This window comes from Roseateles sp. SL47, assembly GCF_026625885.1.
In the GTDB taxonomy this organism is placed as follows: Bacteria; Pseudomonadota; Gammaproteobacteria; order Burkholderiales; family Burkholderiaceae_C; genus Roseateles.
In genome coordinates, this window is the sequence record NZ_CP113068.1 from 607,270 (window position 1) to 632,450 (window position 25,181).

The 25,181-nt window shown below is 64.7% G+C and carries 23 protein-coding genes and 4 tRNA genes; 2 read left to right on the forward strand and 25 right to left on the reverse strand.

The annotated features are described in order from the left end of the window. Positions 1-349: 349 nt before the first annotated feature. The 11 genes from rplL to OU995_RS02675 form a co-directional block, all read right to left on the reverse strand. Positions 350-730: a 50S ribosomal protein L7/L12 gene (gene rplL / locus OU995_RS02625; protein WP_267833792.1), complete on the reverse strand. Its 381-nt coding sequence runs from the start codon at positions 728-730 to the stop codon at positions 350-352. Positions 731-772: 42 nt separating this feature from the next. Then, the gene (rplJ, locus tag OU995_RS02630; protein WP_267833793.1) at positions 773-1,297 is read right to left on the reverse strand and encodes a 50S ribosomal protein L10; all 525 of its coding nucleotides are present in this window, start codon (positions 1,295-1,297) and stop codon (positions 773-775) included. Between the two features lie 305 nt (positions 1,298-1,602). Then, positions 1,603-2,310, reverse strand: coding sequence for a 50S ribosomal protein L1 (gene rplA, locus OU995_RS02635; protein WP_267833794.1), 708 nt, complete (start codon positions 2,308-2,310; stop codon positions 1,603-1,605). A gap of 1 nt (position 2,311) precedes the next feature. Further along, on the reverse strand, positions 2,312-2,743 hold the full coding sequence (gene rplK, locus OU995_RS02640) for a 50S ribosomal protein L11 (protein ID WP_058933584.1): 432 nt from the start codon (positions 2,741-2,743) through the stop codon (positions 2,312-2,314). 214 nt (positions 2,744-2,957) lie between these two features. Beyond that, positions 2,958-3,542, reverse strand: coding sequence for a transcription termination/antitermination protein NusG (gene nusG / locus OU995_RS02645; RefSeq protein WP_267833795.1), 585 nt, complete (start codon positions 3,540-3,542; stop codon positions 2,958-2,960). 19 nt (positions 3,543-3,561) lie between these two features. After that, positions 3,562-3,945, reverse strand: coding sequence for a preprotein translocase subunit SecE (secE, locus tag OU995_RS02650; protein WP_267833796.1), 384 nt, complete (start codon positions 3,943-3,945; stop codon positions 3,562-3,564). 144 nt (positions 3,946-4,089) lie between these two features. Next, positions 4,090-4,165, reverse strand: a tRNA-Trp gene (locus OU995_RS02655). Between the two features lie 17 nt (positions 4,166-4,182). Further along, positions 4,183-5,373, reverse strand: coding sequence for an elongation factor Tu (gene tuf, locus OU995_RS02660; protein ID WP_184294483.1), 1,191 nt, complete (start codon positions 5,371-5,373; stop codon positions 4,183-4,185). Between the two features lie 50 nt (positions 5,374-5,423). Further along, positions 5,424-5,498, reverse strand: a tRNA-Thr gene (locus OU995_RS02665). Positions 5,499-5,598: 100 nt separating this feature from the next. After that, positions 5,599-5,672, reverse strand: a tRNA-Gly gene (locus tag OU995_RS02670). 102 nt (positions 5,673-5,774) lie between these two features. Next, a tRNA-Tyr gene (locus OU995_RS02675) sits at positions 5,775-5,860 on the reverse strand. Between the two features lie 557 nt (positions 5,861-6,417). Here OU995_RS02675 and OU995_RS02680 point away from each other — a divergent pair. Continuing rightward, entirely contained in the window at positions 6,418-9,189 is a 2,772-nt protein-coding gene (locus OU995_RS02680; RefSeq protein WP_267833797.1) for a TonB-dependent receptor, read from the forward strand. 119 nt (positions 9,190-9,308) lie between these two features. Here the strand turns inward: OU995_RS02680 and OU995_RS02685 are convergent, their stop codons facing one another. From OU995_RS02685 to trpE, 14 genes are all read right to left on the reverse strand, one after another. Further along, a complete protein-coding gene (locus OU995_RS02685) occupies positions 9,309-9,521 on the reverse strand; it encodes a hypothetical protein (RefSeq protein ID WP_267833798.1) in 213 nt (70 codons plus the stop codon). Positions 9,522-9,556: 35 nt separating this feature from the next. Then, on the reverse strand, positions 9,557-10,423 hold the full coding sequence (locus OU995_RS02690) for a glycoside hydrolase family 16 protein (RefSeq protein ID WP_267833801.1): 867 nt from the start codon (positions 10,421-10,423) through the stop codon (positions 9,557-9,559). 407 nt (positions 10,424-10,830) lie between these two features. Next, complete coding sequence (locus tag OU995_RS02695; protein WP_267833803.1) at positions 10,831-12,276, reverse strand: MFS transporter; 1,446 nt, start codon at positions 12,274-12,276, stop codon at positions 10,831-10,833. Between the two features lie 24 nt (positions 12,277-12,300). Beyond that, positions 12,301-13,791, reverse strand: a complete 1,491-nt coding sequence (gene nagZ / locus OU995_RS02700; RefSeq protein ID WP_267833804.1) for a beta-N-acetylhexosaminidase — start codon at positions 13,789-13,791, stop codon at positions 12,301-12,303. A gap of 156 nt (positions 13,792-13,947) precedes the next feature. Then, a complete protein-coding gene (locus OU995_RS02705; protein WP_267833805.1) occupies positions 13,948-14,970 on the reverse strand; it encodes an SIS domain-containing protein in 1,023 nt (340 codons plus the stop codon). After that, positions 14,951-16,090, reverse strand: coding sequence for an N-acetylglucosamine-6-phosphate deacetylase (nagA, locus tag OU995_RS02710; RefSeq protein WP_267833806.1), 1,140 nt, complete (start codon positions 16,088-16,090; stop codon positions 14,951-14,953). Before nagA ends, OU995_RS02705 begins: the two co-directional genes overlap by 20 nt. Further along, positions 16,087-16,830 carry a GntR family transcriptional regulator gene (locus OU995_RS02715; protein ID WP_267833808.1) on the reverse strand — a complete coding sequence of 248 codons (744 nt, stop codon included), beginning with the start codon at positions 16,828-16,830 and terminating at the stop codon, positions 16,087-16,089. Before OU995_RS02715 ends, nagA begins: the two co-directional genes overlap by 4 nt. 14 nt (positions 16,831-16,844) lie before the next feature. Beyond that, the gene (locus OU995_RS02720; protein WP_267833810.1) at positions 16,845-17,837 is read right to left on the reverse strand and encodes a BadF/BadG/BcrA/BcrD ATPase family protein; all 993 of its coding nucleotides are present in this window, start codon (positions 17,835-17,837) and stop codon (positions 16,845-16,847) included. A 461-nt stretch (positions 17,838-18,298) separates the two neighbouring features. Next, complete coding sequence (locus tag OU995_RS02725; RefSeq protein ID WP_267833811.1) at positions 18,299-19,000, reverse strand: uracil-DNA glycosylase; 702 nt, start codon at positions 18,998-19,000, stop codon at positions 18,299-18,301. Then, positions 19,000-19,791, reverse strand: a complete 792-nt coding sequence (gene trpC, locus OU995_RS02730) for an indole-3-glycerol phosphate synthase TrpC (RefSeq protein WP_267833812.1) — start codon at positions 19,789-19,791, stop codon at positions 19,000-19,002. The genes OU995_RS02725 and trpC overlap by 1 nt, the downstream gene beginning before the upstream one ends. Continuing rightward, the gene (trpD, locus tag OU995_RS02735; protein ID WP_267833814.1) at positions 19,784-20,818 is read right to left on the reverse strand and encodes an anthranilate phosphoribosyltransferase; all 1,035 of its coding nucleotides are present in this window, start codon (positions 20,816-20,818) and stop codon (positions 19,784-19,786) included. Before trpD ends, trpC begins: the two co-directional genes overlap by 8 nt. Before the next feature lie 5 nt (positions 20,819-20,823). Further along, complete coding sequence (ltaE, locus tag OU995_RS02740) at positions 20,824-21,882, reverse strand: low-specificity L-threonine aldolase (RefSeq protein WP_267833816.1); 1,059 nt, start codon at positions 21,880-21,882, stop codon at positions 20,824-20,826. Further along, entirely contained in the window at positions 21,879-22,463 is a 585-nt protein-coding gene (locus OU995_RS02745; RefSeq protein WP_267833817.1) for an anthranilate synthase component II, read from the reverse strand. The genes ltaE and OU995_RS02745 overlap by 4 nt, the downstream gene beginning before the upstream one ends. 18 nt (positions 22,464-22,481) lie before the next feature. Further along, the gene (gene trpE, locus OU995_RS02750) at positions 22,482-23,966 is read right to left on the reverse strand and encodes an anthranilate synthase component I (RefSeq protein WP_267833818.1); all 1,485 of its coding nucleotides are present in this window, start codon (positions 23,964-23,966) and stop codon (positions 22,482-22,484) included. 412 nt (positions 23,967-24,378) lie between these two features. On the opposite strand from trpE, the gene OU995_RS02755 reads away from it, so the two are divergent. Next, positions 24,379-25,101, forward strand: a complete 723-nt coding sequence (locus OU995_RS02755; protein ID WP_267833819.1) for a chalcone isomerase family protein — start codon at positions 24,379-24,381, stop codon at positions 25,099-25,101. The last annotated feature ends 80 nt before the right edge of the window (positions 25,102-25,181 follow it).

Consider the following 25,181-nt stretch of genomic DNA (forward strand, 5'->3'; position numbering starts at 1 on the left):
GCCACTACCAACCGCTGGCGGACAACCCCGGCGGACTGGACATGACCGGGGGCATTGCACCCACGCATCATCTCCAGCCGGACCGCGGCCCGACCAAACCGTTCTCTGCAGTCGGATCAGAGAACACTTGAAAGAACCGCACATGATACATGGACGATGCTTTCAGGTGCTCTTGTCAAGCCCAAAACCCTGACAACAACCCTACTATGGGGACATTTTCCCGGATCGCGACGCCGTTGCGAGGCATCCGGAGCATGCCGCCCTTAAACGCGGAAAGGGGAGGCCCGTTGGGACCACCCCTCTCTCGGAGAAGAACCGGCAAGCCAGGCCTGCCGATTCTCCAAGGTCATTACTTGAGTTCGACCTTGGCGCCGGCTTCTTCCAGCTTCTTCTTGGCAGCTTCGGCGTCGGCCTTGGCAATGCCTTCCTTGACCGGCTTCGGAGCGCCGTCGACCAGGTCCTTGGCTTCCTTCAGGCCCAGACCGGTGATTTCGCGCACGGCCTTGATGACCGACACCTTGTTGGCGCCAGCATCGGTCAGCACCACGGTGAATTCGGTCTTTTCTTCAGCAGCAGCAGCGCCACCGCCAGCAGCGCCGCCAGCAGCGGGAGCAGCCATCGAAGCGGCGGACACGCCGAACTTCTCTTCAATTGCCTTGACCAGATCGTTCAGTTCCAGAACGGTCATGCTGTCCAGAGCGGACAGGAAAGCGTCTTTGTCGAATGCCATGATAGTTTCCTAAATACAGATGGTTTCTTGGGGGTGCGTCGTTCAGGCAGCAGCATCGGCCGGAGCTTCGGCTTCTGCGCCGCCGCCCCGTTGCTGAGCCAGGGCAGCCAGCACGGCCGCGGTGCGTTGCACCGGCGACTTGAGCAGGCCAGCCAATTGGGACAGCAGGACTTCCTTGCTGGGCACGGATGCCAGGGCCTTCAGGCCGTCAACATCCAGCACCTTGCCGCCATAGGCGCCACCCTTGAGGACGAGCTTGTCGTTGGTCTTGGCAAAGTCAGCGATGACTTTGGCAGCCGCGACAGCATCTTCCGAAAAGCCGTAGATCAGCGGACCGACCATGGCATCCGAAGCAGCCTCGAACGAGGTGCCGGCGACAGCACGGCGAGCCAGGGTGTTCTTCAGGACATGAAGGTACACGCCTTGGGCACGCGCGGTGACACGCAGCTTGTTCAGGGCTTCAACGGTGAGGCCACGGTACTCGGCCAGCGCCAGCGTCTGCGACTTGGCAGCTTGCGCCGCCACGTCCGACACAACGGCTGCTTTCTCGTTGCGATTGAGACTCAAGGTCTACTCCTCACATTACGCCCTCGATCCGACACTTGCGTGTCTCGTCTCGGGCACCGGATTCAGCGACCTTCTGTCGGGATCAGGAAACCATCTGGTGGCAAAGCCGGGCCAGAGATCAGATCCTTTCAGCGGGACCGCCATCTGCGCTGGCGGGAGGCCGAAGCCCCCGATTAAGCAAACTCCCCAGGACTGCGGGAATTCGCGCCAGCGGTCTTGGATGACCCGGGCCGGTGTTGCCACCGACCCGACCCACCAATTCATCAGCGCGACGCCAGACTCGCGTCACACCTCATCTGAGTTGCTTAGGCAGAAGCCGCGGCGTTGATGGTTGCGACGTCCACACGAGCGCCAACGCCCATGGTGGAGGACACAGCCACCTTGCGCAGGTACACACCCTTGCTGGTTGCCGGCTTGGACTTGTTCAGAGCCTCGACCAGGGCGCGCAGGTTGCCTTCCAGCTTGTCGGTGTCGAACGAACGACGGCCGATGGTGGCGTGCACGATACCTGCCTTGTCGATACGGAACTGAACCTGACCGGCCTTGGCGTTCTTGACGGCGGTAGCGACGTCCGGGGTCACGGTGCCGACCTTCGGGTTCGGCATCAGGCCACGGGGGCCCAGGATCTGACCCAGGGTACCGACCACACGCATGGTGTCCGGCGAGGCGATGACCACGTCGAAGGGCATGTCACCCGCCTTGACGCGCTCAGCCAGGTCTTCCATGCCGACGACGTCGGCACCAGCGGCCTTGGCTTCTTCAGCCTTGGCGCCCTGGGCGAACACAGCCACGCGCTTGGTCTTGCCGATGCCGTTGGGCATCACGACGGCGCCACGAACCACCTGGTCCGACTTCTTGGCATCCACGCCCAGTTGGACGGAGACGTCGATCGATTCGTCGAACTTGGCGTTGGCGCATTCCTTCACCAGGTTCAGCGCGTCAGCCAGGGGATACAGCTTGGTCGTTTCGACCTTGCCTTGCAGAGCTTGTTGACGCTTGGTCAGCTTGGCCATGTCACACACCCTCCACGATGATGCCCATCGAACGGGCAGAGCCGGCGATGGTGCGGACGGCGGCGTCCATGTCGGCAGCCGTCAGGTCCTTCTGCTTGGTCTTGGCGATTTCTTCCAGCTGGGCGCGGGTCAGCTTGCCGACCTTGTCCAGATGGGGACGCTGCGAACCCTTTTCGATCTTGGCTGCCTTCTTGATCAGCACGGTCGCCGGGGGCGACTTGATCACGAAGGTGAAGCTCTTGTCCGCGAAGGCGGTGATCACGACGGGCAGCTTGAGGCCCGGCTCATAGCTCTGCGTCTGGGCGTTGAACGCCTTGCAGAATTCCATGATGTTCAGACCACGCTGACCCAGCGCGGGACCCACCGGAGGCGAAGGGTTCGCCTTGCCGGCCGGGATTTGCAGCTTGATAAAGCCGACAATCTTCTTGGCCATAGTTTCTCCTAGCAGCGACGCAACGGCCCCGTCACATCGCCTGAGTGCTAACGCAAGGGGCTCAGGCGACCGCCCTTACCCTTGCTCCTCTTGTCCGCCTCTCGTTGCAGACTGGTCACGGACGTCTTCACAGCCGAAGCTGCGGAGCGATGTCAGGCTCCATGAACGACACCGGCGCCGCGAGCCAGGCTCGGGGCGCCAGGGGTGCGTGACGTCAAACCTTCTCGACTTGCGCGAAGTCCAGCTCGACCGGCGTTGCGCGGCCGAAGATGGTGACGGAAACGCTGAGCTTCGACTTGTCGTAGTTGACTTGTTCGATGCTGCCATTGAAGTCGGTGAACGGGCCTTCTTTGACGCGGACGATTTCGCCCACCACCCATTCAACCTTGGGACGTGGCTTGTCCACGCCCTCTTGCATCTGGTTGACGATCTTCATCACCTCGGACTCCGAAATCGGAGCAGGGCGGTTCTTGGCGCCACCCACAAAGCCGGTCACCTTGGAGGTGTGCTTCACCAAGTGCCAGGTGTCGTCTTCCATCACCATCTCCACCAGCACATAGCCGGGGAAGAAACGACGCTCGGTGACAGCCTTCTTGCCATTCTTCAGTTCAACGACTTCTTCGGTCGGCACCAGGATGCGACCGAACTTGTCCTGCATGCCCGCGCGATCAATGCGCTCGCGCAGATTGCGCTCGACGGCCTTTTCCATGCCCGAATAGGCATGCACCACATACCAGCGCTTGGGCAGGCCGGCGGGGGCGGTCGACTCGGTCGCAACGACGTTTTGATCTTCGCTCATCTCGGTCCTATCTATCCGCTCAGCGTTTCCAGCCCAGGATCAGGTCGTACAGCACCCATTCCAGCGTCTTGTCCGTGAACCACAGGAAGAGCGCCATCACCACCACGAAAGCAAACACGTAGAGGGTCATCTGACGGGCTTCCTTGCCGGTCGGCCAGACCACCTTGCGGACTTCCTTGACGGAGTCCTGACCGTAGGCGATCAGGGACTTGCCGGATTCGGAGGTCAGGAAGGCACCCACGGCGGCGGCCAGCAACACAATCAGCGCGCCCCATTGCACCCAAGGGCCCTGCTTGCCCAGCGCATAGAACGCGACCAGCGCGGCCACGAGCAGGACGACAGCGCCCGCCAGCTTGGCCTTGTCGGCGCCGGTCGTCACTGTTTCGACTTGAGGATTGGACATTGAACTCACTTCTGAACCGCTGCAACACCAGGATGGCTCGCAGAACCCACCAGCAGCAAAGCCCGCCGAGATGAACTCCCGCGGGCTTGGCTTGACCACTTGTTCCAGCGCGCGATTATCGCTTAAATGCGTATCGCCTGTCGCTGGCAGGGGCAGAGGGTCTCGAACCCCCAACCTTCGGTTTTGGAGACCGACGCTCTGCCAATTGAGCTATGCCCCTGTGGCCTTCTTACTAAATTACTCGATGATCGTCGCCACGACACCCGAGCCGACGGTACGACCGCCTTCACGGATGGCGAAGCGCAGACCTTCTTCCATGGCGATCGGAGCGATCAGCTTCACGGTGATGCTGACGTTGTCGCCAGGCATGACCATTTCCTTGTCCTTCGGCAGCTCCACGGCACCCGTCACGTCCGTCGTGCGGAAGTAGAACTGGGGACGGTAGTTGTTGAAGAACGGAGTGTGACGGCCGCCTTCTTCCTTGCTCAGCACATAGATCTCAGCAGTGAAGTGGGTGTGCGGCTTGATCGAACCCGGCTTGGCCAGCACTTGGCCACGCTCCACGTCTTCGCGCTTGGTGCCGCGCAGCAAGATACCGACGTTGTCGCCAGCCTGACCTTGGTCCAGCAGCTTGCGGAACATTTCCACGCCGGTCACGGTGGTCTTTTGCAGATCACGGATACCGACGATTTCGATTTCCTCGCCGACCTTGATGATGCCGCGCTCCACACGACCGGTCACCACGGTGCCACGGCCAGAGATCGAGAACACGTCTTCCACCGGCAGCAGGAAAGCGCCGTCCACAGCGCGCTCAGGCGTCGGGATGTAGCTGTCCAGCGCATCGGCCAGGCGCATGATGGCTTGCTCGCCCAGGTCGCCCTTGTCGCCTTCCAGCGCCAGCTTGGCCGAACCCTTGATGATCGGGGTGTCGTCGCCCGGGAAGTCGTACTTGCTCAGCAGCTCGCGGACTTCCATTTCCACCAGCTCCAGCAGCTCGGCGTCGTCCACCATGTCGCACTTGTTCAGGAACACGATGATGTACTTCACGCCCACCTGACGCGCCAGCAGGATGTGCTCGCGGGTCTGGGGCATCGGACCGTCAGCGGCCGAGCACACCAGGATCGCGCCGTCCATCTGGGCAGCGCCGGTGATCATGTTCTTCACATAGTCAGCGTGGCCGGGGCAGTCAACGTGCGCGTAGTGGCGGTTGGCCGTCTCGTATTCCACGTGAGCGGTGTTGATCGTGATGCCGCGGGCCTTTTCTTCCGGAGCCGCGTCGATCTGGTCGTAGGCCTTGGCTTCGCCGCCAAACTTCGAGGCCAGCACGGTTGCGATAGCAGCCGTCAGCGTGGTCTTGCCATGGTCAACGTGACCAATCGTGCCCACGTTCACGTGCGGCTTGGTACGTTCAAACTTGCCTTTTGCCATCTTGCGCTCCTGGCGATCAGATCGAGGAAATCAGATTGAGAGGAATGAGGTGGTGCCCATGACGCGGATCGAACGCGTGACCTCTCCCTTACCAAGGGAGTGCTCTACCACTGAGCCACATGGGCATCGACACAGGACTGGCGACTCGCGCTATTCAACATAACAAGCAACGCAATCAACAAACCTGTGTCGACACTATCAACACAACACCTGGACTTCCAACTGTGGAGCGGGAAACGGGAATCGAACCCGTGTCATTAGCTTGGAAGGCTAAGGTTCTACCATTGAACTACTCCCGCCCGGGAGTTTTTCAAGTCTCTCACTTCAGCTTCAATCACGAAGCAGATGCATCAAACTTTTGTTCTTTGCATCCACTTCGGGATCTCTGCATAAGTTTGCCTTGGTGGAGGAGGCTGGATTCGAACCAGCGTAGGCGTAAGCCAACAGATTTACAGTCTGCCCCCTTTAGCCACTCGGGCACCCCTCCGAGGCAAGCCCACGACTATAGCACCACTATTTTTTGGCGCAAACAATTTTTGTGGGCACCCTCTTGGGAGTGCGAGCGTCGCCCAATCCGCGACAAGCGCCACTGCGACATCGGGACGTCACTCAAGCTTGATAGGTCGACCGCGCGCCTCCCGCAGAAGCACCCCACTCACCACACAACGGCGGGCAGCCCGCCCTCCCCACCCCTGCGCCATGCGACCCGAACGCGAGCCGCTAATACCACTTAGCGACCAAGCAAGCAGGCCAGCGAGCACATCTGACAACTCGTCACCCCACCTGGAAAAACCCCTAGGCATCGACGTGTGCGCCGGTAGCAAGTCAGCCACAGCAGGGAAAACACGGCCTCGAAACTGGTAGCAAAGTGGCACTACCGGTCGTTATAGTGGCATCGCATTGGTTGTATCAAAGGTGTATTCGGGGGCGCCAGCTGCATGCCACTCCACCGATGGGTGTCGTGACTCGGGTGCCAGTGTTTATCCCCGGCCGCTTGGATCCAGATCCATGGATGCCACATCAAGGCCACTCGAGGAGCAGTTCATGAAGGTCATCAAGACCCCCATTGCTGCCGCCGTCACGCTCACCTTGTTGAGCGCGGCAGGCGCAGCCCAGGCCCAAACCCCAGAACAGAAGACCGAGAAGAAGGCAGAGACCCAACAGCTCGAACAGGTCGTGGTGACCGGCATCCGGGCCTCTCGCGAGTCTTCGCTGAATACGAAGCGCAACGCCGACTCCCTGGTGGAAGTGGTCACTGCGGAAGATGTGGGCAAGATGCCCGACAAGAACGTCGCCGACGCCATCCAGCGGGTGCCCGGCGTGAACATCGCCTCCAGCGCCGGCGGCGAAGGCGGTTTTTCTGAAAACGACCGCGTGAGCATCCGCGGCACCAGCCCCAGCCTGACCCAGACGCTGATCAATGGCCATGCAGTCTCCACCGGGGACTGGTTCGTGCTGAACCTGTTCGGCACCACGGTGGGCCGCAGCGCCAGCTACTCGCTGCTGCCGTCCGAACTGGTGGGCAAGGTCACCATCAACAAGACGGCGCGTGCGGACCTGGTCGAAGGCGGTGTGGCCGGTGCGGTGGACGTCCAGACGCGCCGCCCGCTGGAATTCAAGAAGAACCTGACGCTGGAAGCCTCGCTGGGCGCGATGCACAGCACGCTGGCCGACAAGACCGACCCGCAGTTGAGCGCCCTGGCCGCGTGGAAGAACAGCGCCAATACCTTCGGCGTGCTGCTGCAGGTGTTCGACCAGAAGCAGCATCTACGCCGGGACGGCAATGAAGTGCTGGGTTACTTCACCATCGACAAGAGCAAGTTTGCTGCGGGCACCACCGTGAACGTCAATGGCACGACTCAGTCGATTGACGTGCTGGACGGCGTCAAGGCCCCGAGCCTGATCGGTGCCAGCCTGTTCGAACAGGAACGTCACCGGCAGGGCGGCGCCATCGAGGCGCAAATCAAGCCGACCCACGATGTGACGCTGGGCATCAGCGCTTTCACCTCCAAGGTCAAGGCGACCAACATGAACACCAACTTCATGGCCTCGCCAAAGTGGTTGTTTGATGCTGGTGTCGCGCCGCTGACCGCAACCCTGAGCGCGGACGGCAAGACCCTGGTGGGGGCCAGCTTCCCGCAGACCGGCGCGGCCAACTCCATCATCGTGGACAGCGGCATCCGCCCGGGCGCCGAGCAGAAGTCCAACTACATCAACCTGGACGGCAAGTGGGCGGTCAACGACCGTCTCACGCTGACCGGCCAGGTGGGCCGCACGCGCGGTACCGGCGCCTCCGAGGAATACGCTTCCGAAGTGGGCAACGTCGGCAGTGCCGGCAACACCCCGCTGGCGCTGAGCTACATGATGAACGGCACCAGCCGTGGTCCGACGGTTGGTTTCACCAGTTCCAATGGTGCGAACTTCCGCGACTACAACACCATGTACTGGAACTGGAACTACGGTGCCAAGGTCAAGGTGCCGGATGAAGAGACCTACGGCACCCTGGATGCCGAATGGCAGGTGGAAGCGGGCCCGCTGGAATCGATCAAGGCTGGCTTGCGCTTCACCGATCACAGCCGCAACAACGGTAACTGGATCTCCAGCGGCCCGAACTGGGCCAATCCGAACATCGACAAGACCCTTCCGGGCTGGAGCGGCGGCAGCTACCCGAGCAACTTCGGCTCGGCCTTTGGTGCGCCGATCAACGGCATGTGGCGCCTGAGTCATGCCGACATTGCCAAGTGGGCCACGGTGTCCACCCAGGCCAAGCCCGACCCGAATGCGGTGTTCAACTACGACCCGGCCCAGCGGCACGAGTGGACCAACGACTTCGACGTTGATGAGAAGACCGATGCGGGCTACCTGATGGGTTTCTTCGCGGGCGACCGCTGGAAGACCAACGCCGGCGTGCGTGTGGTCCGGACCAAGGGCCACTACTCCACGCTGCGCGCGCCGAACTCGCAGGATCCGGCCTCGGCCATCGACAACACCTCGTTGTTCGGACCGTTTGTGCGTGAGTACACCGACCGCAGCTACACCGATGTCCTGCCGAGCGCCAACCTGTCCTACCGCCTGAACAGCGACCTCGTGTTGCGTGGTGCCGTGGCCAAGACCATGGCCCGGGCGGACTACACGGCATTGAGCTCGACCACCTCGCTGAACGACCAGCTCAACACTGGCAGCAGCGGCAACCCCAACCTCAACCCGGTGCGGTCCACCAACTACGACCTGTCGCTGGAATGGTATTTCGCGCCTCGGTCGCTGGTGTCAGCGGGCGTGTTCTATCAGGACTTCCGCTCGTTCGTGGACTACCGCGTGACGCAGGGCAGCTACTTCAGCGACCTGCACAAGCAGATCGAAACCTACAACATCACCCAGCCGGTGAACGTGGGGGCCAAGAACAAGGGGTTCGAACTGGGCTACCAGCAGCCGCTGTTTGGCAACTTCGGCCTCAATGCCAATTACACCTACGCCAGCGGCAAGCTGGACGGTGGCGGCGAGATGTCGGGCAACTCGAAGAACACCTACAACCTGGAAGGCTACTTCGAAAACGACTTCCTCAGCGCTCGCCTGGCCTACAGCTACCGCTCGAAGTTCTACGGCAGCTACGACCGTGGCGTGAAGATGCACATGGACGACGTGGGAACGCTGGTGGCGTCGATCAACTACAAGATCAACGACTACCTGTCGCTGAGCCTGGACGGGCTGAACCTGAACAACCCGACGCTGAAGTACTTCGGCGACAACAAAGATCAGCCACGCGCCTTCTACAGCAACGGACGACAGTACTACGTGACCCTGCGCGCTCGCTACTGATCGGGAGCAACCTCCATGGAAAGGAGCCTTCGGGCTCTTTTTTCATTGGCCTGGCGCCGATGTTGACTCAAGGCGCAAGCGGGTGACGGAATCCGCCGATCAGCCACGCAAACCGCTGATCACCGATTCATCAGAGTTTGAGGCAGCGCTTCTCCCGATCCAGCGCCACCATCATCAAGCACCACAGACCCACGAATGCCATCCCCAAGCACCGCGATGGCGTTCACGCCAAAACGCCTGCCCAGTGGCGACCATGCCGGCTCATCCACCAGTTGAGCCACCAGTTGATGCGCCACCGCCACGGCCGCCAGCCCGACCCTCCAGAGCACCAACGAATGGGTCCACCGGAGCGAGCCGTCGGCAGTCTTCAGAAATCACAACGGCTTTCCAGCGCTGGCACGGGTGGACTCACGTCGTCGAGCCGGCTCACCCCACCGGCTCGCCAACGGGCGACCTGCGCCTCCACCTGCGCAGGTGAAAGCACCATATCTCTCGCATGCATCACCCAGTCCACCGCCTGCTCGTACACACGCGGCGGTCCACCCGGGGGCAGCGGCCCATTCGGTGAAAACCAGAGGTTGAAGTTGATGGACATGGGCACCACCGGATAGTTGCGCCCGCCGTGCACCGCCACCTGGCGTCCATCAACAAACCAGCGGGTGCGGCCGTCTGCCACCTGCATCACCAGGGTGTGCCAGTCCTTGCCTGGCACGCCCAGCGCGGTGAACTCCTCATGCTGCTGGTTGTAGGCGAGCCAGGGGTCCAGCCGCACCGTCTGCCAGGTAATGCCATACAGCCGGGTCTTGTCGCTGCCCCATCCGCCGTTGGGTAGATATTCCCAGTCCAGTTCGCTGAACCCGGGATCGAAGTCGAAGCGCAGCGGACTCACCGCATAAAACGTCTGGATCACTGGATCACCATCGGGACCGGAGATCGGCTGGTCGCTGAAGCGCACGCGGGCCGCATAGGTGCCGGCCAGATACTTCCGCTGATGGCACACCTGGACCTGCGTGGTGCCTGGCCCCGTGCCGTCGGTCGACGCCGACAAGCTCAGCAGGCGCTGACCCGGATGCGCCGGGTCCTCCTTCAGTTGCACCCCCTCGCGTACCCACCGCGCGCCAGGGATGCCCGGATGACCGACGGCAGTGCGCAGCTGCCAGCCGGCATGCTCCATGGATTCAATGTCCGGGTAGCTGAAGTCATCAAAGAACAGCCCGGACGACCCAGGTGGCATCGCGGTCGCGGTCGCGGTCGAGGTCGAGGTCGAGATTGCGGTCGCGGTTGCGGTCGCTGGGGCGGCTGTCGCAGCAGCAGCAGCAGCAGCAGCAGCAGCAGTAACAGCAGCATCCGACACAGTCGCCGCAGTTGTCGCAACCAATGCAGTCGTCGCAGTCGTCGCAGTCGTCGCAGTCGCTGCAGTCGCTGCAGTCGCTGCGGCGGTGGCAGTCGTCGCATTCCCGAAGCAAGCAAGCCCGATCAGTGTGAACACCAGTGCCAGCCCCTGCCCACACCCCCCTGCGGATACGGATGAAGGTGATCGCAGCGGCGCCGCCGCCATCGCGAACGGTCGTGCCGACGTCGGCTCACCGGGCGCTTGCCCGCCCGCGTCCCTCAACATCACGAGAGGGCGACCCACGCCGATCATGCCGCCGGCTTGGTGCTGGCCGCCGTCGTCGGCCCATCAGGCCGAGCCAAGGAGGCAGCGCCATCCCCACCATGCCCGGCGTCCCCGCCCGTTTGCCAGCCCGTTTGCCTGCCCGTTTGCCCGGCCGCATCAACGCCGTCCGGTCCGCCAGGGCCTGCCGGAGGCGCCGACATCCGGACGAACGGCAGCAACAGCAGCACTGGCAGCCCCCCGAAAATCGTCCACAGGAAGAAGTGCTCATAGCCCATCGCCAGCTGGATGTCCCCGCTGATGCTGCGCGACAGGATGTAGCCCAACTGCATGACTCCGGAACCCAGCGCATAGTGGGCAGTCTGGAACCGGCCGGGCGCGACCGCCTGCATGATGTACAGAATCATGCCGACGAATCCAAAGCCATAACCAAACATCTCCACCAGCACCGCAGCGCCGATGTGCCAGAGATCCTGCGGCAGCGTGATCGCCAGGTAGTAGAAAGTGACGTTCGGAATGGCCATCGCCACAATCAACGCGGGCATGGCGCGGCGCAGGCCGAGCCATGCACTGAAGTATCCGCCCAGCACACTGCCCGCCAGAAAGGCCGTTGTGCCCACCCAGCCATACACGTCAGCCACCTGGCTGGTGGTCAAGCCCAATCCGCCCTTGTTGCGCGCTTCGATCAGAAACAGCGGCCCGATGGCCTGCACCTGCCCTTCGGCGAATCGAAACAGCACGATGAACAGCACCGCCAGCCAGATGCCGGGCTTGCGGAAGAAGTCGACGACGATCTTCAAGGTCGTCGCCAAGATGGCCGACGCTCGCAGGTCCGTGTGCCCGGTATGGAGTTGGCCCGGCAACGACAACGCGTTGTAGCTGGCGAGCCCTGCCAGCAGCACCCCCAGCCCGATGAACACCACGCTCCAGGCGTTGAACACGCCGACCGAAGTTTCCAGCACGCCCGCGATCTTCAGCACCACGCCCACCATGAAGAACCGAGCCGTGTTGAAGAAGGCGCCTTGCCACCCTGCGTACTTCGCCTGGCGCTGATGGTCCAGCGCGCCCATGTAGAGCCCGTCGCAGGCGATGTCGTGGGTCGCGGACCCGTAGGCGATCAGGAACAGCACACACAACGCACCGGCCAACCACCAGGGTGTCTGCAGCACCAGGGCCATGAGCAACAGCGCGACCGCGCCCACGGCCTGCATGATGACCACCACCAGCTTCTTGCTGTTGACCAGCTCCAGAAACGGGCTCCACAGCCACTTGATCCCCCAGGCCGTTCCCAGCAGGCTGGTCCAATGGGCGATCTGGTCATTGCCCAGCCCCATGTTCTTCAGCATGAAAGTGGACAGCGACATCACCACGAAGAACTGCATGCCCTGCGCAAAGTACAGGCTGGGCACCCACCGCATCGGGGAACGTGCAGTTTCCATCGCTGGGGTCGGTGCAAGGGACGGATGGCTCATGGGGAGGCCTTCTGGGAGTCAGGGTCAGTCCAGCGTCACGGGCGCGCGGCCCGAGGCTGTGAGGGTGCCGCGCATCCAGTCACCAAGCGCGGCCAGGGCACCTTCGGCGTAGCCCCAGCTGATCACGGTGGGAGCGGCCACATCCAGCGCCTGAAAGGGATTCCACAGCACCAGATGCAGGTCAGGGGACCAATGCCGCGCCTGCTGGCCATAACGCGCCCGGTGCGTCGAGGCCAGCACGGTGAAGCGACCATCCTGCGGCAGCTCGGTCCAATCCAGCGCGGAGATGTCTTTCAAGGACACAAACTCCACCTGCGTGTGGGCACGGAACAGCGCCCTCACCTGCTGCCCGGTGGGGCCCGCCTCCGACACGCCGTCGGTCGGCACCTCATCCTGCACCAGCACCCGCAGGGGCAGGTCCAGGCCCGGCGCCTTGGCGCCGCGCAGGCTGCACAGGCCAGCAGCCCACGCGCGCCGCATCAGCGCATCATCGGCCTGACGAGGCGCCCCGGCGTAATCCTCCTGCCGCACCGGATACTGCGCCGCCAGCCGGTCCAGACGCGCGGCCGCCTCGGCCGCACGCGCGGGCTCGACCTCTCCGCGCACCAGTCCGTCACGCAGCGCCTCGATGGCCAGCGCCTGCTCCGCCAGGGACCCCTGCGCCAGGATCATGTCTGCGCCCGCGTTGATGGCCAGCACTGCCGCACGCGCATAGCCATACCGGTCGGCAATCGCCTTCATCATCAAGGCGTCGGTGATCACCACGCCGTCGTAGCGCAACTCCTGCCGCAAGATGCCGCCCAGGAGGGTGCGGGACAAGGTGGCCGGATAGTCCGGGTCGATGGCCGGGTACACGATATGCGCGGTCATCACCGAAGGCGCAGCCTCGCGCAGTGCCTGGAAGGGCTTCAGCTCCAGCGCATCCAGTTCCGCACGGGACTTGTCCACGGTCGGCAGGTCGAGGTGCGAGTCCACATGGGTGTCCCCATGCCCGGGAAAATGCTTGATGCAGCAAGCCACGCCCTCGGACAAGGATCCCTTCATCCACGCACCGGCCAGACGCGTCACGGTCTCGGCCGTCTCGCCAAAGCTGCGCTCCGCGATCACCGGATTGGCCGGGTTGTTGTTGATGTCCACCACCGGCGCGAAGTTCCAATTGATGCCGATGCCGCGCAGCCCGCGCGCCACGGCGGCACCCACCTCGGTGGCCAGGGTGTCATCGCCCGCAGCCCCCAGCGCCATGGCCGAAGGCGGCTGCGGCAAAAAGGTGGCGCGCACCACAGAGCCCCCCTCCTGGTCCAGCCCGATCAGGGCCTGCGGACCCATCACCTCGCGCAGGTCGCGAGTGAGTTGCCGCACTTCCGCTTCGGTGCCCAGATTCTTGCGGAACAGGCAGACCGCGCGGATGCGATGCTGACGAAGAAAGTCGGCCGTGGTCGCATCCAGCGATGTGCCGACGATGTCCACCATCACCAGCCGTCCGGGGTCGAACCCTGCGTCCATGCTCGTATTCATCACACGCTCTCCAACACCAACGAACGATGGGCCTGCGGCGCTCCTCGTTCATTCACATCCATCCCGTGCTCTCGTGGCGCTGATCCGTCCGATGCCTGCCCATGCGCCAGGCCTCGTCCGCCCCGCCCGGTGTCACACGCCCCGTGCCCCAGGACGTCAGTGAGTCTTGGTGACCTTCGCCAAATGCCGCGGTTGATCCGGATTGAGCCCCCGCGCCCGCGCCAGCGCTTCCACCATCGGATAGAAACTCTGCACCGCCGCAATCGGATCCAGGTCCTCGCTACCGGTGCAGGTCAACGGCAGCTCCGCGCCCGGTGTGCCTGCCGGCGCAGCCAGCAACACACGCGCGCCACGTCCACGCATCTCCTCGGCCAGTGCCAGCAGCCCGGCCTGGGCCGGCCCGCGCGGTGCGAACACCAGCAGCGGATAGCCGTCCTCCACCAGCGCCATCGGCCCATGCTTGACCTCGGCGCCCGAGAAGGCCTCGGCCTGGATGCCGCAGGTTTCCTTGAACTTCAGTGCAGCCTCCAGCGCAATCGGCAGCGAAGTACCACGCCCGATGACAAACAGCTTGTCCGCACCCTTGAGCACATCCACCGCCACATCCCAGCGCTGCCGGGCCGCCTGCTCCAGCGCCTGGGGCAGATCCTGCAAGGCAGCGGCCAGATGCGGATCGTCCTGCCAGGCGGCCACCAGCCGCGCACCGGCCAGCAACTGCGTGATGTAGCTCTTGGTGGCGGCCACGCTCTGCTCGATGCCGGCCTGCAGCGAGAACACATGCTCGGCCGCAGCAGCCAGCGGAGAACCCTCCGCATTCACAAAGGCCACTGTGCGGGCGCCATTGGCCCGGAAATACTCGGTGGGTGACACCAGGTCCGGGCTTTGGCCGGATTGGGAGAACGCCAGCGACACCAGCCCCCGGCTTTCCAGACGGCTTTGATAGAGCGTGATCACCGACATCGGCAACGAGGTCACCAGCCGGCCCAGCCGCGCCATCACCAGATAAGCCAGGTAATGCGCCGCATGGTCGGAGCTGCCGCGCGCCACGGTCAGCAAGGCGCTGGGCGGCTGCTCACGCAGCACCCGGCCCAGCACCAGATAGGACTGTTGATCGGCCGCCAACTGACGGGCCACGGCCTGCGGCGCGCTCAGCGCCTCTTCAAGCATTCGCGAGGTCAATCGATTCTCCTTCTACGACCACGCGTTGCAACTGCAAGCCACGGTCCAACACCACCACATCGGCCCACGCGCCTGGCGTGAGCCGGCCCCGATCCTCCATGCCGAGGAAGTCCGCCGCATGGGTCGAAACCCGCCGCGATGCCTCCTCGATCTCCAGCCCCAGCTTCAGCACCAGGTTGCGCAGCGCCTGGTCCATGGTCAGCGTGGATCCCGCCAGCGTGCCGTCGGGCAGGCGCACGCCGCCCAGGCACTTGGTCACCTTGTGTCGGCCCAGCCGGTAGTCACCGTCCGGCATGCCGGCGGCGGCGGTTGAATCGGTGACACAGAACAGGCAGGGGATGCTGCGCAGCGCCACGCGGATCGCGCCGGGATGCACATGCAGCAGGTCTGGAATGACTTCGGCGTAATGCGCATGGGCCAGTGCTGCGCCCACCATGCCGGGTTCGCGGTGATGCAAGCCGGTCATGGCATTAAAGAGATGGGTGAATCCGCCCGCGCCGCGCGCCAGGGCGGCCACTCCGTCCTCATAGGTGCCCAGCGTGTGGCCGATCTGCACCTGGAAGCCCTCGGCCCGCAGTTGCGACACCAGCGCCAGATGCGCAGGCAGCTCCGGCGCCAGCGTCACCAGCCGGATGGGGGCGATGTCATGCAGTGCACGCACTTCGTCCAGCGCGGCGGCTCGGGCGAAGTCGGGTTGCGCGCCGAGCTTCCCCGGGTTGATGTAGGGCCCTTCAAGATGCACACCCAGCACGCGGGCCATGCCGGCCCCGCGCTGCCGGCAGGCGCCGCTGAGCGCGCGAATGGCGCTGCGGATCTCGTCCATCGGCGCTGTCATGGTGGTGGCCAGCAGCGAGGTGGTGCCGTGGCGGGCATGCAGCCGGGCCATTGCAGCCACTGCATCGCCGCCTTCCATGGTGTCGTGACCGCCGCCGCCATGGACATGCAGGTCCACAAAACCCGGCAGGACCAGCGGCAGGTCCTGGGCGCCATGGCGCACTTCGTATTCCGGGACCGGCTGGCCGTCGATGCGGCAGATGCGGCCCTCTTGATGCTCCAGCACACCGCGGATGAATCCGGCAGGCGTCAGAATGAATCCGTCGATATGCTGAGCCTCCGTCATCCGTCGCGCCTCATCTCCGCGACGAAGTCGTAGTAATCGCTGCGGCAGTACGAATGGGTCAGCTCCACGGCCTGCCCCTGATCCAGATAACCCACTCGCGTGATGAACAGCACCGCCTGACCCACTGGCACTTCCAGCAGGCCTGCCAGGCGTGAATCCGCATTGATGGCACGAATGTGTTGCAACGCGCGCACCGGCGCGCGGCCCATGCGGGCCAGATGCTCATACAGCGAGCTGTCGACCTTCTGCGGCTCCGGCAGCACGGCTTCCGGCAGCACACTCAGCTCATAGGCCATCACCACCTGGTCGGCCAGGCGCAGGCGCTCCAGCCGGGCCACACGTTGGCCGGTGGTCAGGCCCAGGGACAACTGCTCATCCGGTGCGGCCATGGCAAAACCACGGTTCAGCCAGCGGCTGCTGGGCTTGAAGCCGCGCTGATGCAGCTCTTCCGAGAAACTGGTCAGGCGCGACAGCGGCTGCTCCAGCTTGGGGGCGATGTAGTTGCCAGACCCGCGCTTTCGCACGATCAGGCCCTGCTCCACCAGGCGGTCAATGGCCTTGCGGGCGGTGACCCGCGACAAGTCCAGCGATTCCGACAGCACCCGCTCGGACGGCAGGGCCTCGTCGGCCTGGTATTGGCCCTCGCGAATGGCCTGGGCCAGCTTGTGGGCCAACTGCATGTACAGCGGCGACGCAGCGGCAGGATCGGGCTTGAATTGAAAGGGCAGCTTGGTGCTCATCGGGCGGTTCTCGATCAACGTGTGTCAGAGAGCGCGCCGCGGACCAGCCGCAGCGCCCCGTCAGCCGCGTCACCCTGCGGTGACACGCAACGGGCCCGAATGTTGCCTGAGAAACTGCCCCCCAACCGCTGGGCAATGCTGCCCGCCAGGGAGAGCGGCAGGGTCTGGGAGGGGTCCAGCGCCAGCGCCACCGATTCCAGCTCGGCAACGGCCGCCTCCACCAGCGCCTGGGCGGCAGGGTCCTGCGCGGCATGCTCGAACACCAGCGGTGCGAGCTGGGCATAGGCATGCTGACCGGCCTGCGCCACCCAGGCCGACACCGCGCCCCGGTCCTGCTCATCGGCAGCGCCGCAGTGGCTCCAGACCGCCCGGGCCAGCCGACCGGCCGGTGCACGTCCATCCATGGCCTTCTGCGCCATCCGCATGGCCTGCAGCCCGAGCCAGGCACCGCTGCCTTCATCGCCGCCGATCCAGCCCCAGCCGCTGACACAGACCCAGTTGCCGTCCGCACGCAGCGCCTCGCCGACCGTGCCGGTGCCAGCCGCAATCACAGCGCCTGGATGGCCGCCATGGGCGCCCAGCACGCTGGTGGTGCCGTCGTTGACGAGTTCCAGATGAGCGTAACCTGGCTGCTGCGCCTTGAATTCCGCCGCCTGCGCGGCCACACCGGCGCCGGAGAGTCCCAGACCCATGGCCATCTCTTCCAGCCGCAGCGGGCCGGCCTTGAAGGCCGCATCGTCCGGACCTGCCCCAAGCTCAGCAGCCTGGGCCGCCGCCTGGGCCGCCGCTTGTTCCACCGCCTGCTGAATGTGGCGCCACGCTTGCGCCACACCCTGGCCCAGTGCGGAGGGGCCCGCCCACCCCTGGCCCAGCAGCCGACCCTTGAGATCGCTCAGCCGCGCCCGCGTGCCCGTGCCACCTCCATCAACGCCCACAAGGAAGCGCACGGCAGCGAAGCGCGGTTGCAAGGGAGCCGTCCAGACGTCGGCCAAAGCGGGAACTGTCATGATTAATACCAGTTTAGTACCAAAAATCGAAGACCGTCAATTGGTAGTGCACTGGACTTAACCCTGAGTCCGCCTCTTTGCCAGGCAGACCCGCACCGCCGCCTTCGTACCACGATGGACACGAAGAGAAACAATGCAGAGACCGTGGTGTTGTCCAGGTCGCAGGTTGCGTGACCACAACCGTACCAGTTGGGGAAGACTTCGCCATGAGGATCAGCCCGAATCAGCCCGAATCAGCCGGAATCAGGCGGAGTCGGGCAGTCAAATGGGTGATCCTTGAGGGGCGCAGCAGCGGCGAGATCGCCGCGAGACAGCCACAAGACCGCCACAACACAGCCGCAGGATGGGCGCGAACACGAGGGCGACTGGGAGCGACCGGGGGCGTCTGCGCAGGAGTATGGTGACCGGGGGCGAGGCGTGAGTGGTGCTGGTGACTGGTGCCGCCGCGCTCCAGGGCGTGGTCAGTCCAGCGACCAGTCCAGATCCGCGCCCTGCGCGCGCAGCCATTGGCGCGCAGCGGAGAAATGGCCGCAGCCGATGAACGGGGTGGGCCCGCGCATGGCGGAGAGCGGCGACGGATGATTGGCCTGCAGCACAAGATGCTGTTGGCCGGCCGCCTGGATCAACCCCGCCTTGGCCTGTGCATGCGCCCCCCACAGCAGATAGACCTTTGGTGCGGCATCCCGGGCGGTGGCTTGCATCAGCGCGTCGGTGAGGGATTCCCAGCCTTTGCGGGCATGGCTGCCCGCCTGCCCATCTTCAACGGTGAGGCTGGTGTTGAGCAGCAGCACGCCGCGCTGGGCCCAGGCCCCCAGGTGGCCGGACATGGCCGGCTGCTGCCCGAGGTCGCGCAGCAGTTCCTTGAAGATGTTGCGCAGCGACGGGGGCACCTTCTCGCCGGTCGGCACCGAGAACGCCAGCCCCTCGGCCTGCCCGGGCCCGTGATAGGGGTCCTGCCCCAGGATCACCACCTTTACCGTTGATAGCGGCGTGAGGCGCAGCGCCCGCAGGGGGTCCTCCGGATAGATGCGAGCGCCCGCAGCCAGCCGCTCGGCCAGCAGGGCCTGCACCCGTTGTCCGTCCGCACTGTGGCGCCAATGATCAACACCGGCCTGCCAGCCTCCATCGACCTGCCAGTCGATGCCGTCCGTGGTCAGCGCCATCAGTTGAACAGCGCCGCCAGCGCCGCGCCCGGATCGTTCGCCCGCATGAAGGCTTCACCCACCAGGAAGGCATTCACATTCGCCGCACGCATGCGTTGCACATCGGCCGGGCCCAGGATGCCGGATTCGGTCACCAGCAGTCGGTCCGCAGGCACCTGCGCGAGCAGGCCAAGCGTGGTGTCCAGCGTCACCTCAAAGGTCTTGAGGTTGCGGTTGTTGATCCCCACCAGCGGTGTTTTCAGGCGCAAGGCACGGTCCAGCTCGTGGCCGTCATGCACTTCCACCAGCACGTCCAGGCCCAGGCCCGACGCGCAGTCTTCCAGCTCGGCCATCTGGCCATCGTCCAGGCTGGCGGCAATCAGCAAGATGCAGTCTGCCCCCATCGCGCGGGCTTCGTAGACCTGATAGAGGTCCACCATGAAATCCTTGCGCAGCACCGGCAGGGCGCAAGCGGCGCGGGCTTCCTGCAGATAGGGGACACCGCCCTGGAAGAACGGCTGGTCGGTCAGCACGCTCAGGCAGGCCGCGCCATGCTGTTCATAGCTGCGGGCGATGGCGGCCGGTTGGAAATCCTGCCTCAGCACGCCCTTGCTGGGGCTGGCCTTTTTGATTTCAGCAATCACGGCGCTGCGGCCGGCAGCCACGGCCCGGCGCAGCGCGGCGCCAAACCCACGGGCAGGCGCCTGGCGCGATTCCGCTTCCGCCCGCAGGGCCGTCAGGGGCTTGAGCGCCTGCGCGGCCGCGACTTCCTCGCGCTTGACGGCATTGATTCGATCGAGGATGTCAGACACGGGCAGCCTCCTGCGTCGCGGCCACGAACTGGTCCAGCTTGGTCCGCGCGGCGCCACTGCTGATGGCTTCACGCGCCTTGGCAATGCCAGCGGCGATGCTGTCCACCACATTGGCGGCATACAGCGTGGCGCCAGCATTCAGCAGCACGATGTCCCGCGCCGGGCCGGCCTCATCGGCCAGCACCCCCAGCAGCATCCGCCGGCTCTCCTCCGGGCCACTCACCCGCAGATTGCGGCTGGCCACCATCTGAAGGCCGAAGTCCTCCGGATGGACTTCATATTCGCGGATCTCGCCATTCCGCAGCTCACCCACCATGGTCGAGGCGCCCAGGGAGATTTCGTCCATGCCGTCCTTCCCATAGACCACCACCGCATGCTCGGCGCCCAGGCGCTGCATCACCCGCACCTGGATACCGACCAGGTCCGGATGGAACACCCCCATCAGGATGTTGGTGGCGCCCGCCGGATTGGTCAGCGGCCCCAGGATGTTAAAGATGGTTCGCACGCCCAGTTCCTTGCGCACCGGGGCAATGTTCTTCATGGCCGGATGGTGATTGGGCGCGAACATGAAACCGATGCCGGTCTTGTGCACGCAGTCCGCCACTGCCTGCGGGGAGAGCGACAAACTCACGCCCAGCGCCTCCAGCACATCGGCGCTGCCGGTCTTGCTGGACACACTGCGGTTGCCATGCTTGGCGATCTGCGCGCCGGCCGCAGCCGCCACAAACATGGCGCAGGTGGAGATGTTGAAGGTGTGGGCGCCATCGCCCCCGGTGCCCACCACATCCACCAGATGCGGGCCAGGTTGCAACGGCACCTTCACCGAGAACTCACGCATCACCTGCGCGGCGGCGGTGATCTCGCCGATGGTTTCCTTCTTCACCCGCAGGCCGATCAGGATGGCCGCCGCCGTCACGGGGGACATCTCGCCGCCCATGATGCGCCGCATCAGGGCCAGCATTTCGTCGTGGAAGATCTCGCGGTGGTCGATGACCCGGGTCAGGGCTTCATTGTCGGTGATCGGCATGGCCTTCAGGCTCCCGTGCGCAGGCAGTGCTCGCGGATGGCGGCGATGGCGCGGTCCACGCCAGCAGCATCCACATCCAGATGGGTCACGAAGCGCAGTCGGTACAGGCCGGTGGCCAGCACACCGCGCTGTGTGAGATGGTCCAGCAGACCGGCGCCACGCTCGGGCGCCACGTCCACAAAGACGATGTTGGTCTGCGGTGCCTCCACCGTCACGCCCGGCAGTCCTTGCAGGCCTTCGGCCAGCCGACGGGCCAGCGCATGGTCATCCGCCAGACGGTGCACATGGTGGTTCAGCGCATGGTGGGCCGCTGCGGCGAGCAGGCCCGACTGACGCAGGCCGCCGCCGACCATCTTGCGCCAGCGGTGGGCGCGTGCAATGAGCTCGCGTGAGCCGCACAGCACCGAGCCGACCGGTGCGCCCAGGCCCTTGGAGAAGCAGACCGAGACGCTGTCGAAATGGCTGCAGATGCGCCGCGCAGCGGCATAGGGGTCGGCCACGTCCACCGCCACGGCGGCGTTGAACAGGCGGGCACCATCCAGGTGGCGAGCCAGCCCATGACCTTGTGCCAGTGCACTGGCTTCGGCCAGATAGGCCATCGGCAGCACCTTGCCGCCGATGGTGTTTTCCAGCGTCAGCAGCCGGGTGCGTGCGAAGTGCGCGTCGTCGGGCTTGATGCTGGCCTGGATGTCGCCCAGAGGTAGCGAGCCGTCCGGCGCATGGTTGAGCGGCTGCGGTTGAATGGAGCCCAGCACGGCCGCGCCGCCACCTTCCCAGCGATAGGCATGCGCCATCTGGCCCACGATGTATTCGTCACCGCGCTGGCAGTGGCTCATCAGTGCACACAGGTTGCTCTGGGTGCCACTGGCCATGAACAGCGCGGCCTCAAAACCGAGCTGCTCGGCCAGCGCCTGCTGCAGCGCCTGGACACTGGGATCATCTCCAAACACGTCATCGCCCAGCTCGGCGGCCATCATGGCCTCGCGCATCGCGGCGGTCGGCCGGGTGACGGTGTCGCTGCGCAAGTCCACCAGGGCCGGGGCGTTGCGGTCGGGCAAGGTCATGGGGCCAGCTCCAGGAAATTGCGCAGCATGGCATGGCCATGTTGCGAGAGGATGGATTCCGGATGGAACTGCACGCCTTCCAGCGGCGTGCCGGTGCCGGCCAGACTGCGGTGGCGCACCCCCATGATCTCGCCGTCCTCGCTGCGGGCGGAGACTTCCAGGTCGTCCGGCAGCGTGGCCTGTTCGATGGCCAGCGAGTGATAACGGATCACACTGAAGGCTTCGGGCAGCTTGGTGAACACACCCTTGCGGTCGGTGGTGATGGTGCTGGCCTTGCCATGCATCTGCACCTGCGCCCGGATGATGCGTCCACCCAGGGCCGCGCCGATGCTTTGGTGGCCCAGGCAGACGCCCAGGATGGGCAGCCGCCCCTTGAAGCGCTCGATGGCGGGCACGCAGACCCCGGCTTCCTTGGGTGTACACGGCCCCGGCGACAGCACCAGATGGCTGGGCCGCAGGGCTTCGATTTCGTCCAGGGTGATCTGGTCATTGCGGACCACCTTCACCTCGGCACCGAGTTCGGCGAAATACTGCACCAGGTTGAAGGTGAAGCTGTCGTAGTTGTCGATCATCAGCAGCATGGCTTCGCTCCTTCTTCCTCAGAAACCTTCTTCGACCAGCTCAGCGGCACGTAGCAGCGCCCGCGCCTTGGCCTCGGTCTCTTTCCATTCGAGTTCCGGTACCGAATCGGCCACGATGCCGGCAGCAGCCTGCACATACAGCACCTGATCCATGATCACGCCGGTGCGGATGGCAATGGCCAGGTCCATGTCGCCCCCGAAGCTGAGGTAGCCGCAGGCCCCGCCATAGATGCCGCGCTTGACCGGCTCCATTTGGTCGATGATTTCCATGGCACGGATCTTGGGTGCTCCGGACAGCGTGCCCGCCGGGAAGCTGGCGCGGAACACATCCATGTTGCTCACGCCGGGCTGCAGCAGCCCTTCCACGTTGCTCACGATGTGCATCACATGCGAGTAGCGCTCCACCGCGAAGGCATCGGTGACTTTCACCGTGCCGGTGCGGGCGATGCGGCCGATGTCGTTGCGGGCCAGATCGATCAGCATCAGGTGTTCCGCCCGCTCCTTCGGGTCGGCCTTGAGCTCCACTTCCAGGGCCTGATCCAGTTCCGGTGTGCCTCCGCGCGGGCGGGTGCCGGCCAGCGGGCGGATGGTGACCTTGCGGCCTTCCGGGGTCTGTTCCTGCCGCACCAGAATTTCCGGCGACGCCCCGACGATCTGGAAATCCCCCATGTCATAGAAATACATGTAGGGGCTGGGGTTGAGCGAGCGCAGGGCGCGGTACAGACTCAGCGGCGATTCGGTATAGCGCTTCTTCAGCCGCTGGCCGAACACGATCTGCATGCAGTCGCCGGCGGCGATGAATTCCTTGGCGCGGTCCACGGCGGCGAGGAAATCCGCCTTGGCGAATTCGCGTTCCACCGGATGCGCCTGGGCCCGCGCCACGCGGGGGGCGGACACCGAATAGCTGAGCTTGTCCCGCAGTTCGGTCAGCCGCTTCTTGCCCCGGAAGTACGCCTCGGGCTGGCCGGGGTCGGCATAAACAATGAGATAGAGCTTGCCGGAGAGGTTGTCGATGACGGCCAGTTCTTCACACTGCAGCAGCATCACATCCGGCGTGGGCAGGCCGCCCTCGGGCGTGGACTCGGCCAGGCGTGGCTCGATGTAGCGGACGGCGTCGTAGCCAAAATACCCGGCGAGGCCGCCGCAGAAACGGGGCAGGCCCGGCCGCAGGGCCACCTTGAAGCGCTGCTGGTAGGCCTCGATGAAGGCCAGCGGGTCGCCCTCATGGGTTTCGATGACCTCGCCGTCGCGCACGATGCGGGTGGTGGTGCCCTCACTGCGCAGCACTGTGCGAGCGGGCAGGCCGATGAACGAATAGCGGCCGAACCGTTCACCGCCCACCACCGATTCCAGCAGAAAGCTGTGCCGGCCCTGACCACTGCCGGCGCAGAGCTTGAGGTAGAGGGAGAGCGGGGTTTCCAGGTCGGCGAAGGCTTCGCTGATCAGGGGAATGCGGTTGTAGCCGTCGGCGGCCAGGCTTTGGAATTCCAGTTCGGTGATCACGTCGTCAAACCTCTCGTCTGCTGCGCGGCGGGCCGTGTCAACGGCGTCCAGCGCGCGCGAGCGTAGTCTCAGGTCGCCTGTTGGACCTGCCCCGTGCGGTCAGGGTGCAGAAGATGATGACGGTGGCCCGAGGTCCGGGATCGATGGATCCGCTGGGGGTGGACAACGGGCGGCAAGCAGCAGGCGGCTTCAGGTGAAGTCGTGCGGGCGTCGCCAGGGCCAGGCTCCCCGGTCGTTCGACCCCTTGATGTGCTTGCGCGTGATAAACATGGTGCGGCAGTGTAGCAGGATGACTCCCGATGGTGTTCGGGCTTGCGCTTCACGCATACTCTGTTGCAGAGCTGGTCCGCCGAGGTTGAAACATGCGTGCATGAGCGGAGCTGGCCGATCCTCTAGGAGGAAGGAGAGAGACATGCGATTGACCCTGATCACCGCCTCAGTGCTGGCGGTCACGTCCCTGCTGTCGGCGCCGGTCCAGGCGCAGACCCAGGCAGGTTCCAGCGCTTCAGGCACGGTGTCGCCTGCGGCGTCCGGCCAGATGAACCCGGCCACTGCGGCGCCGGGTTCAACACCCGGCACGGCGGCTGCAGCGGCGGCCACTGCCGCCCCGCCGCATCCGATGGAAGTGGCGGGGGTGAAGTACGACGGTCAGGCCGAAGTGGCCGGACAGAAGTTGGTACTCAATGGCGCCGGCATTCGCTACAAGGCGATTTTCAAGGTCTACACGGCCGGCCTGTATCTGACTGCCCGGGCCAACACGCCAGACGGTGTGCTGGGGAACAACGGGCCCAAGCGTCTGCACATCCAGATGCTGCGCGACATCGACGGCGAAGAGCTGGGCAAGCTGTTCACCAAGGGCATGGAGCAAAACGCGACACCGGCGGAATTTGCCAGTGCGATCAGCGGCGTGCTGCGCATGTCGGAGATCTTTGTGCAGAAAAAGAAACTCAACACCGGCGAGTCGTTCGGCGTGGACTACATCCCGGGGACGGGCACGGTGGTCTTTGTCAACGGCAAACCGATGCCCGGCGAACCGATCAAGGAAGCGGCGTTTTTCAACCTGTTGCTGAAGATCTGGCTGGGCAAGTCCCCGGCGGACAACGGCCTCAAGACGGCCCTGCTGGGCGGCAAGTGAAGCCCGGGGCGCCTGACGGGGCGCCCTTCAAAGGGTGTTTCAATGGGCGGCCAGACGGCGAGTTCCAGTCCGTACCCAGA

Coding starts and splice junctions, on each gene's coding strand:
- rplL (WP_267833792.1), bottom strand. CDS start 730: ATGGCATTCGACAAAGACGCTTTCCTGTCCGCTCTGGACAGCATGACC.
- rplA (WP_267833794.1), bottom strand. CDS start 2,310: ATGGCCAAGCTGACCAAGCGTCAACAAGCTCTGCAAGGCAAGGTCGAA.
- rplK (WP_058933584.1), bottom strand. CDS start 2,743: ATGGCCAAGAAGATTGTCGGCTTTATCAAGCTGCAAATCCCGGCCGGC.
- nusG (WP_267833795.1), bottom strand. CDS start 3,542: ATGAGCGAAGATCAAAACGTCGTTGCGACCGAGTCGACCGCCCCCGCC.
- secE (WP_267833796.1), bottom strand. CDS start 3,945: ATGTCCAATCCTCAAGTCGAAACAGTGACGACCGGCGCCGACAAGGCC.
- tuf (WP_184294483.1), bottom strand. CDS start 5,373: ATGGCAAAAGGCAAGTTTGAACGTACCAAGCCGCACGTGAACGTGGGC.
- OU995_RS02680 (WP_267833797.1), top strand. CDS start 6,418: ATGAAGGTCATCAAGACCCCCATTGCTGCCGCCGTCACGCTCACCTTG.
- OU995_RS02690 (WP_267833801.1), bottom strand. CDS start 10,423: ATGCCACCTGGGTCGTCCGGGCTGTTCTTTGATGACTTCAGCTACCCG.
- OU995_RS02695 (WP_267833803.1), bottom strand. CDS start 12,276: ATGAGCCATCCGTCCCTTGCACCGACCCCAGCGATGGAAACTGCACGT.
- nagZ (WP_267833804.1), bottom strand. CDS start 13,791: ATGAATACGAGCATGGACGCAGGGTTCGACCCCGGACGGCTGGTGATG.
- nagA (WP_267833806.1), bottom strand. CDS start 16,090: ATGACGGAGGCTCAGCATATCGACGGATTCATTCTGACGCCTGCCGGA.
- OU995_RS02715 (WP_267833808.1), bottom strand. CDS start 16,830: ATGAGCACCAAGCTGCCCTTTCAATTCAAGCCCGATCCTGCCGCTGCG.
- OU995_RS02720 (WP_267833810.1), bottom strand. CDS start 17,837: ATGACAGTTCCCGCTTTGGCCGACGTCTGGACGGCTCCCTTGCAACCG.
- OU995_RS02725 (WP_267833811.1), bottom strand. CDS start 19,000: ATGGCGCTGACCACGGACGGCATCGACTGGCAGGTCGATGGAGGCTGG.
- trpD (WP_267833814.1), bottom strand. CDS start 20,818: ATGCCGATCACCGACAATGAAGCCCTGACCCGGGTCATCGACCACCGC.
- ltaE (WP_267833816.1), bottom strand. CDS start 21,882: ATGACCTTGCCCGACCGCAACGCCCCGGCCCTGGTGGACTTGCGCAGC.
- OU995_RS02745 (WP_267833817.1), bottom strand. CDS start 22,463: ATGCTGCTGATGATCGACAACTACGACAGCTTCACCTTCAACCTGGTG.
- OU995_RS02755 (WP_267833819.1), top strand. CDS start 24,379: ATGCGATTGACCCTGATCACCGCCTCAGTGCTGGCGGTCACGTCCCTG.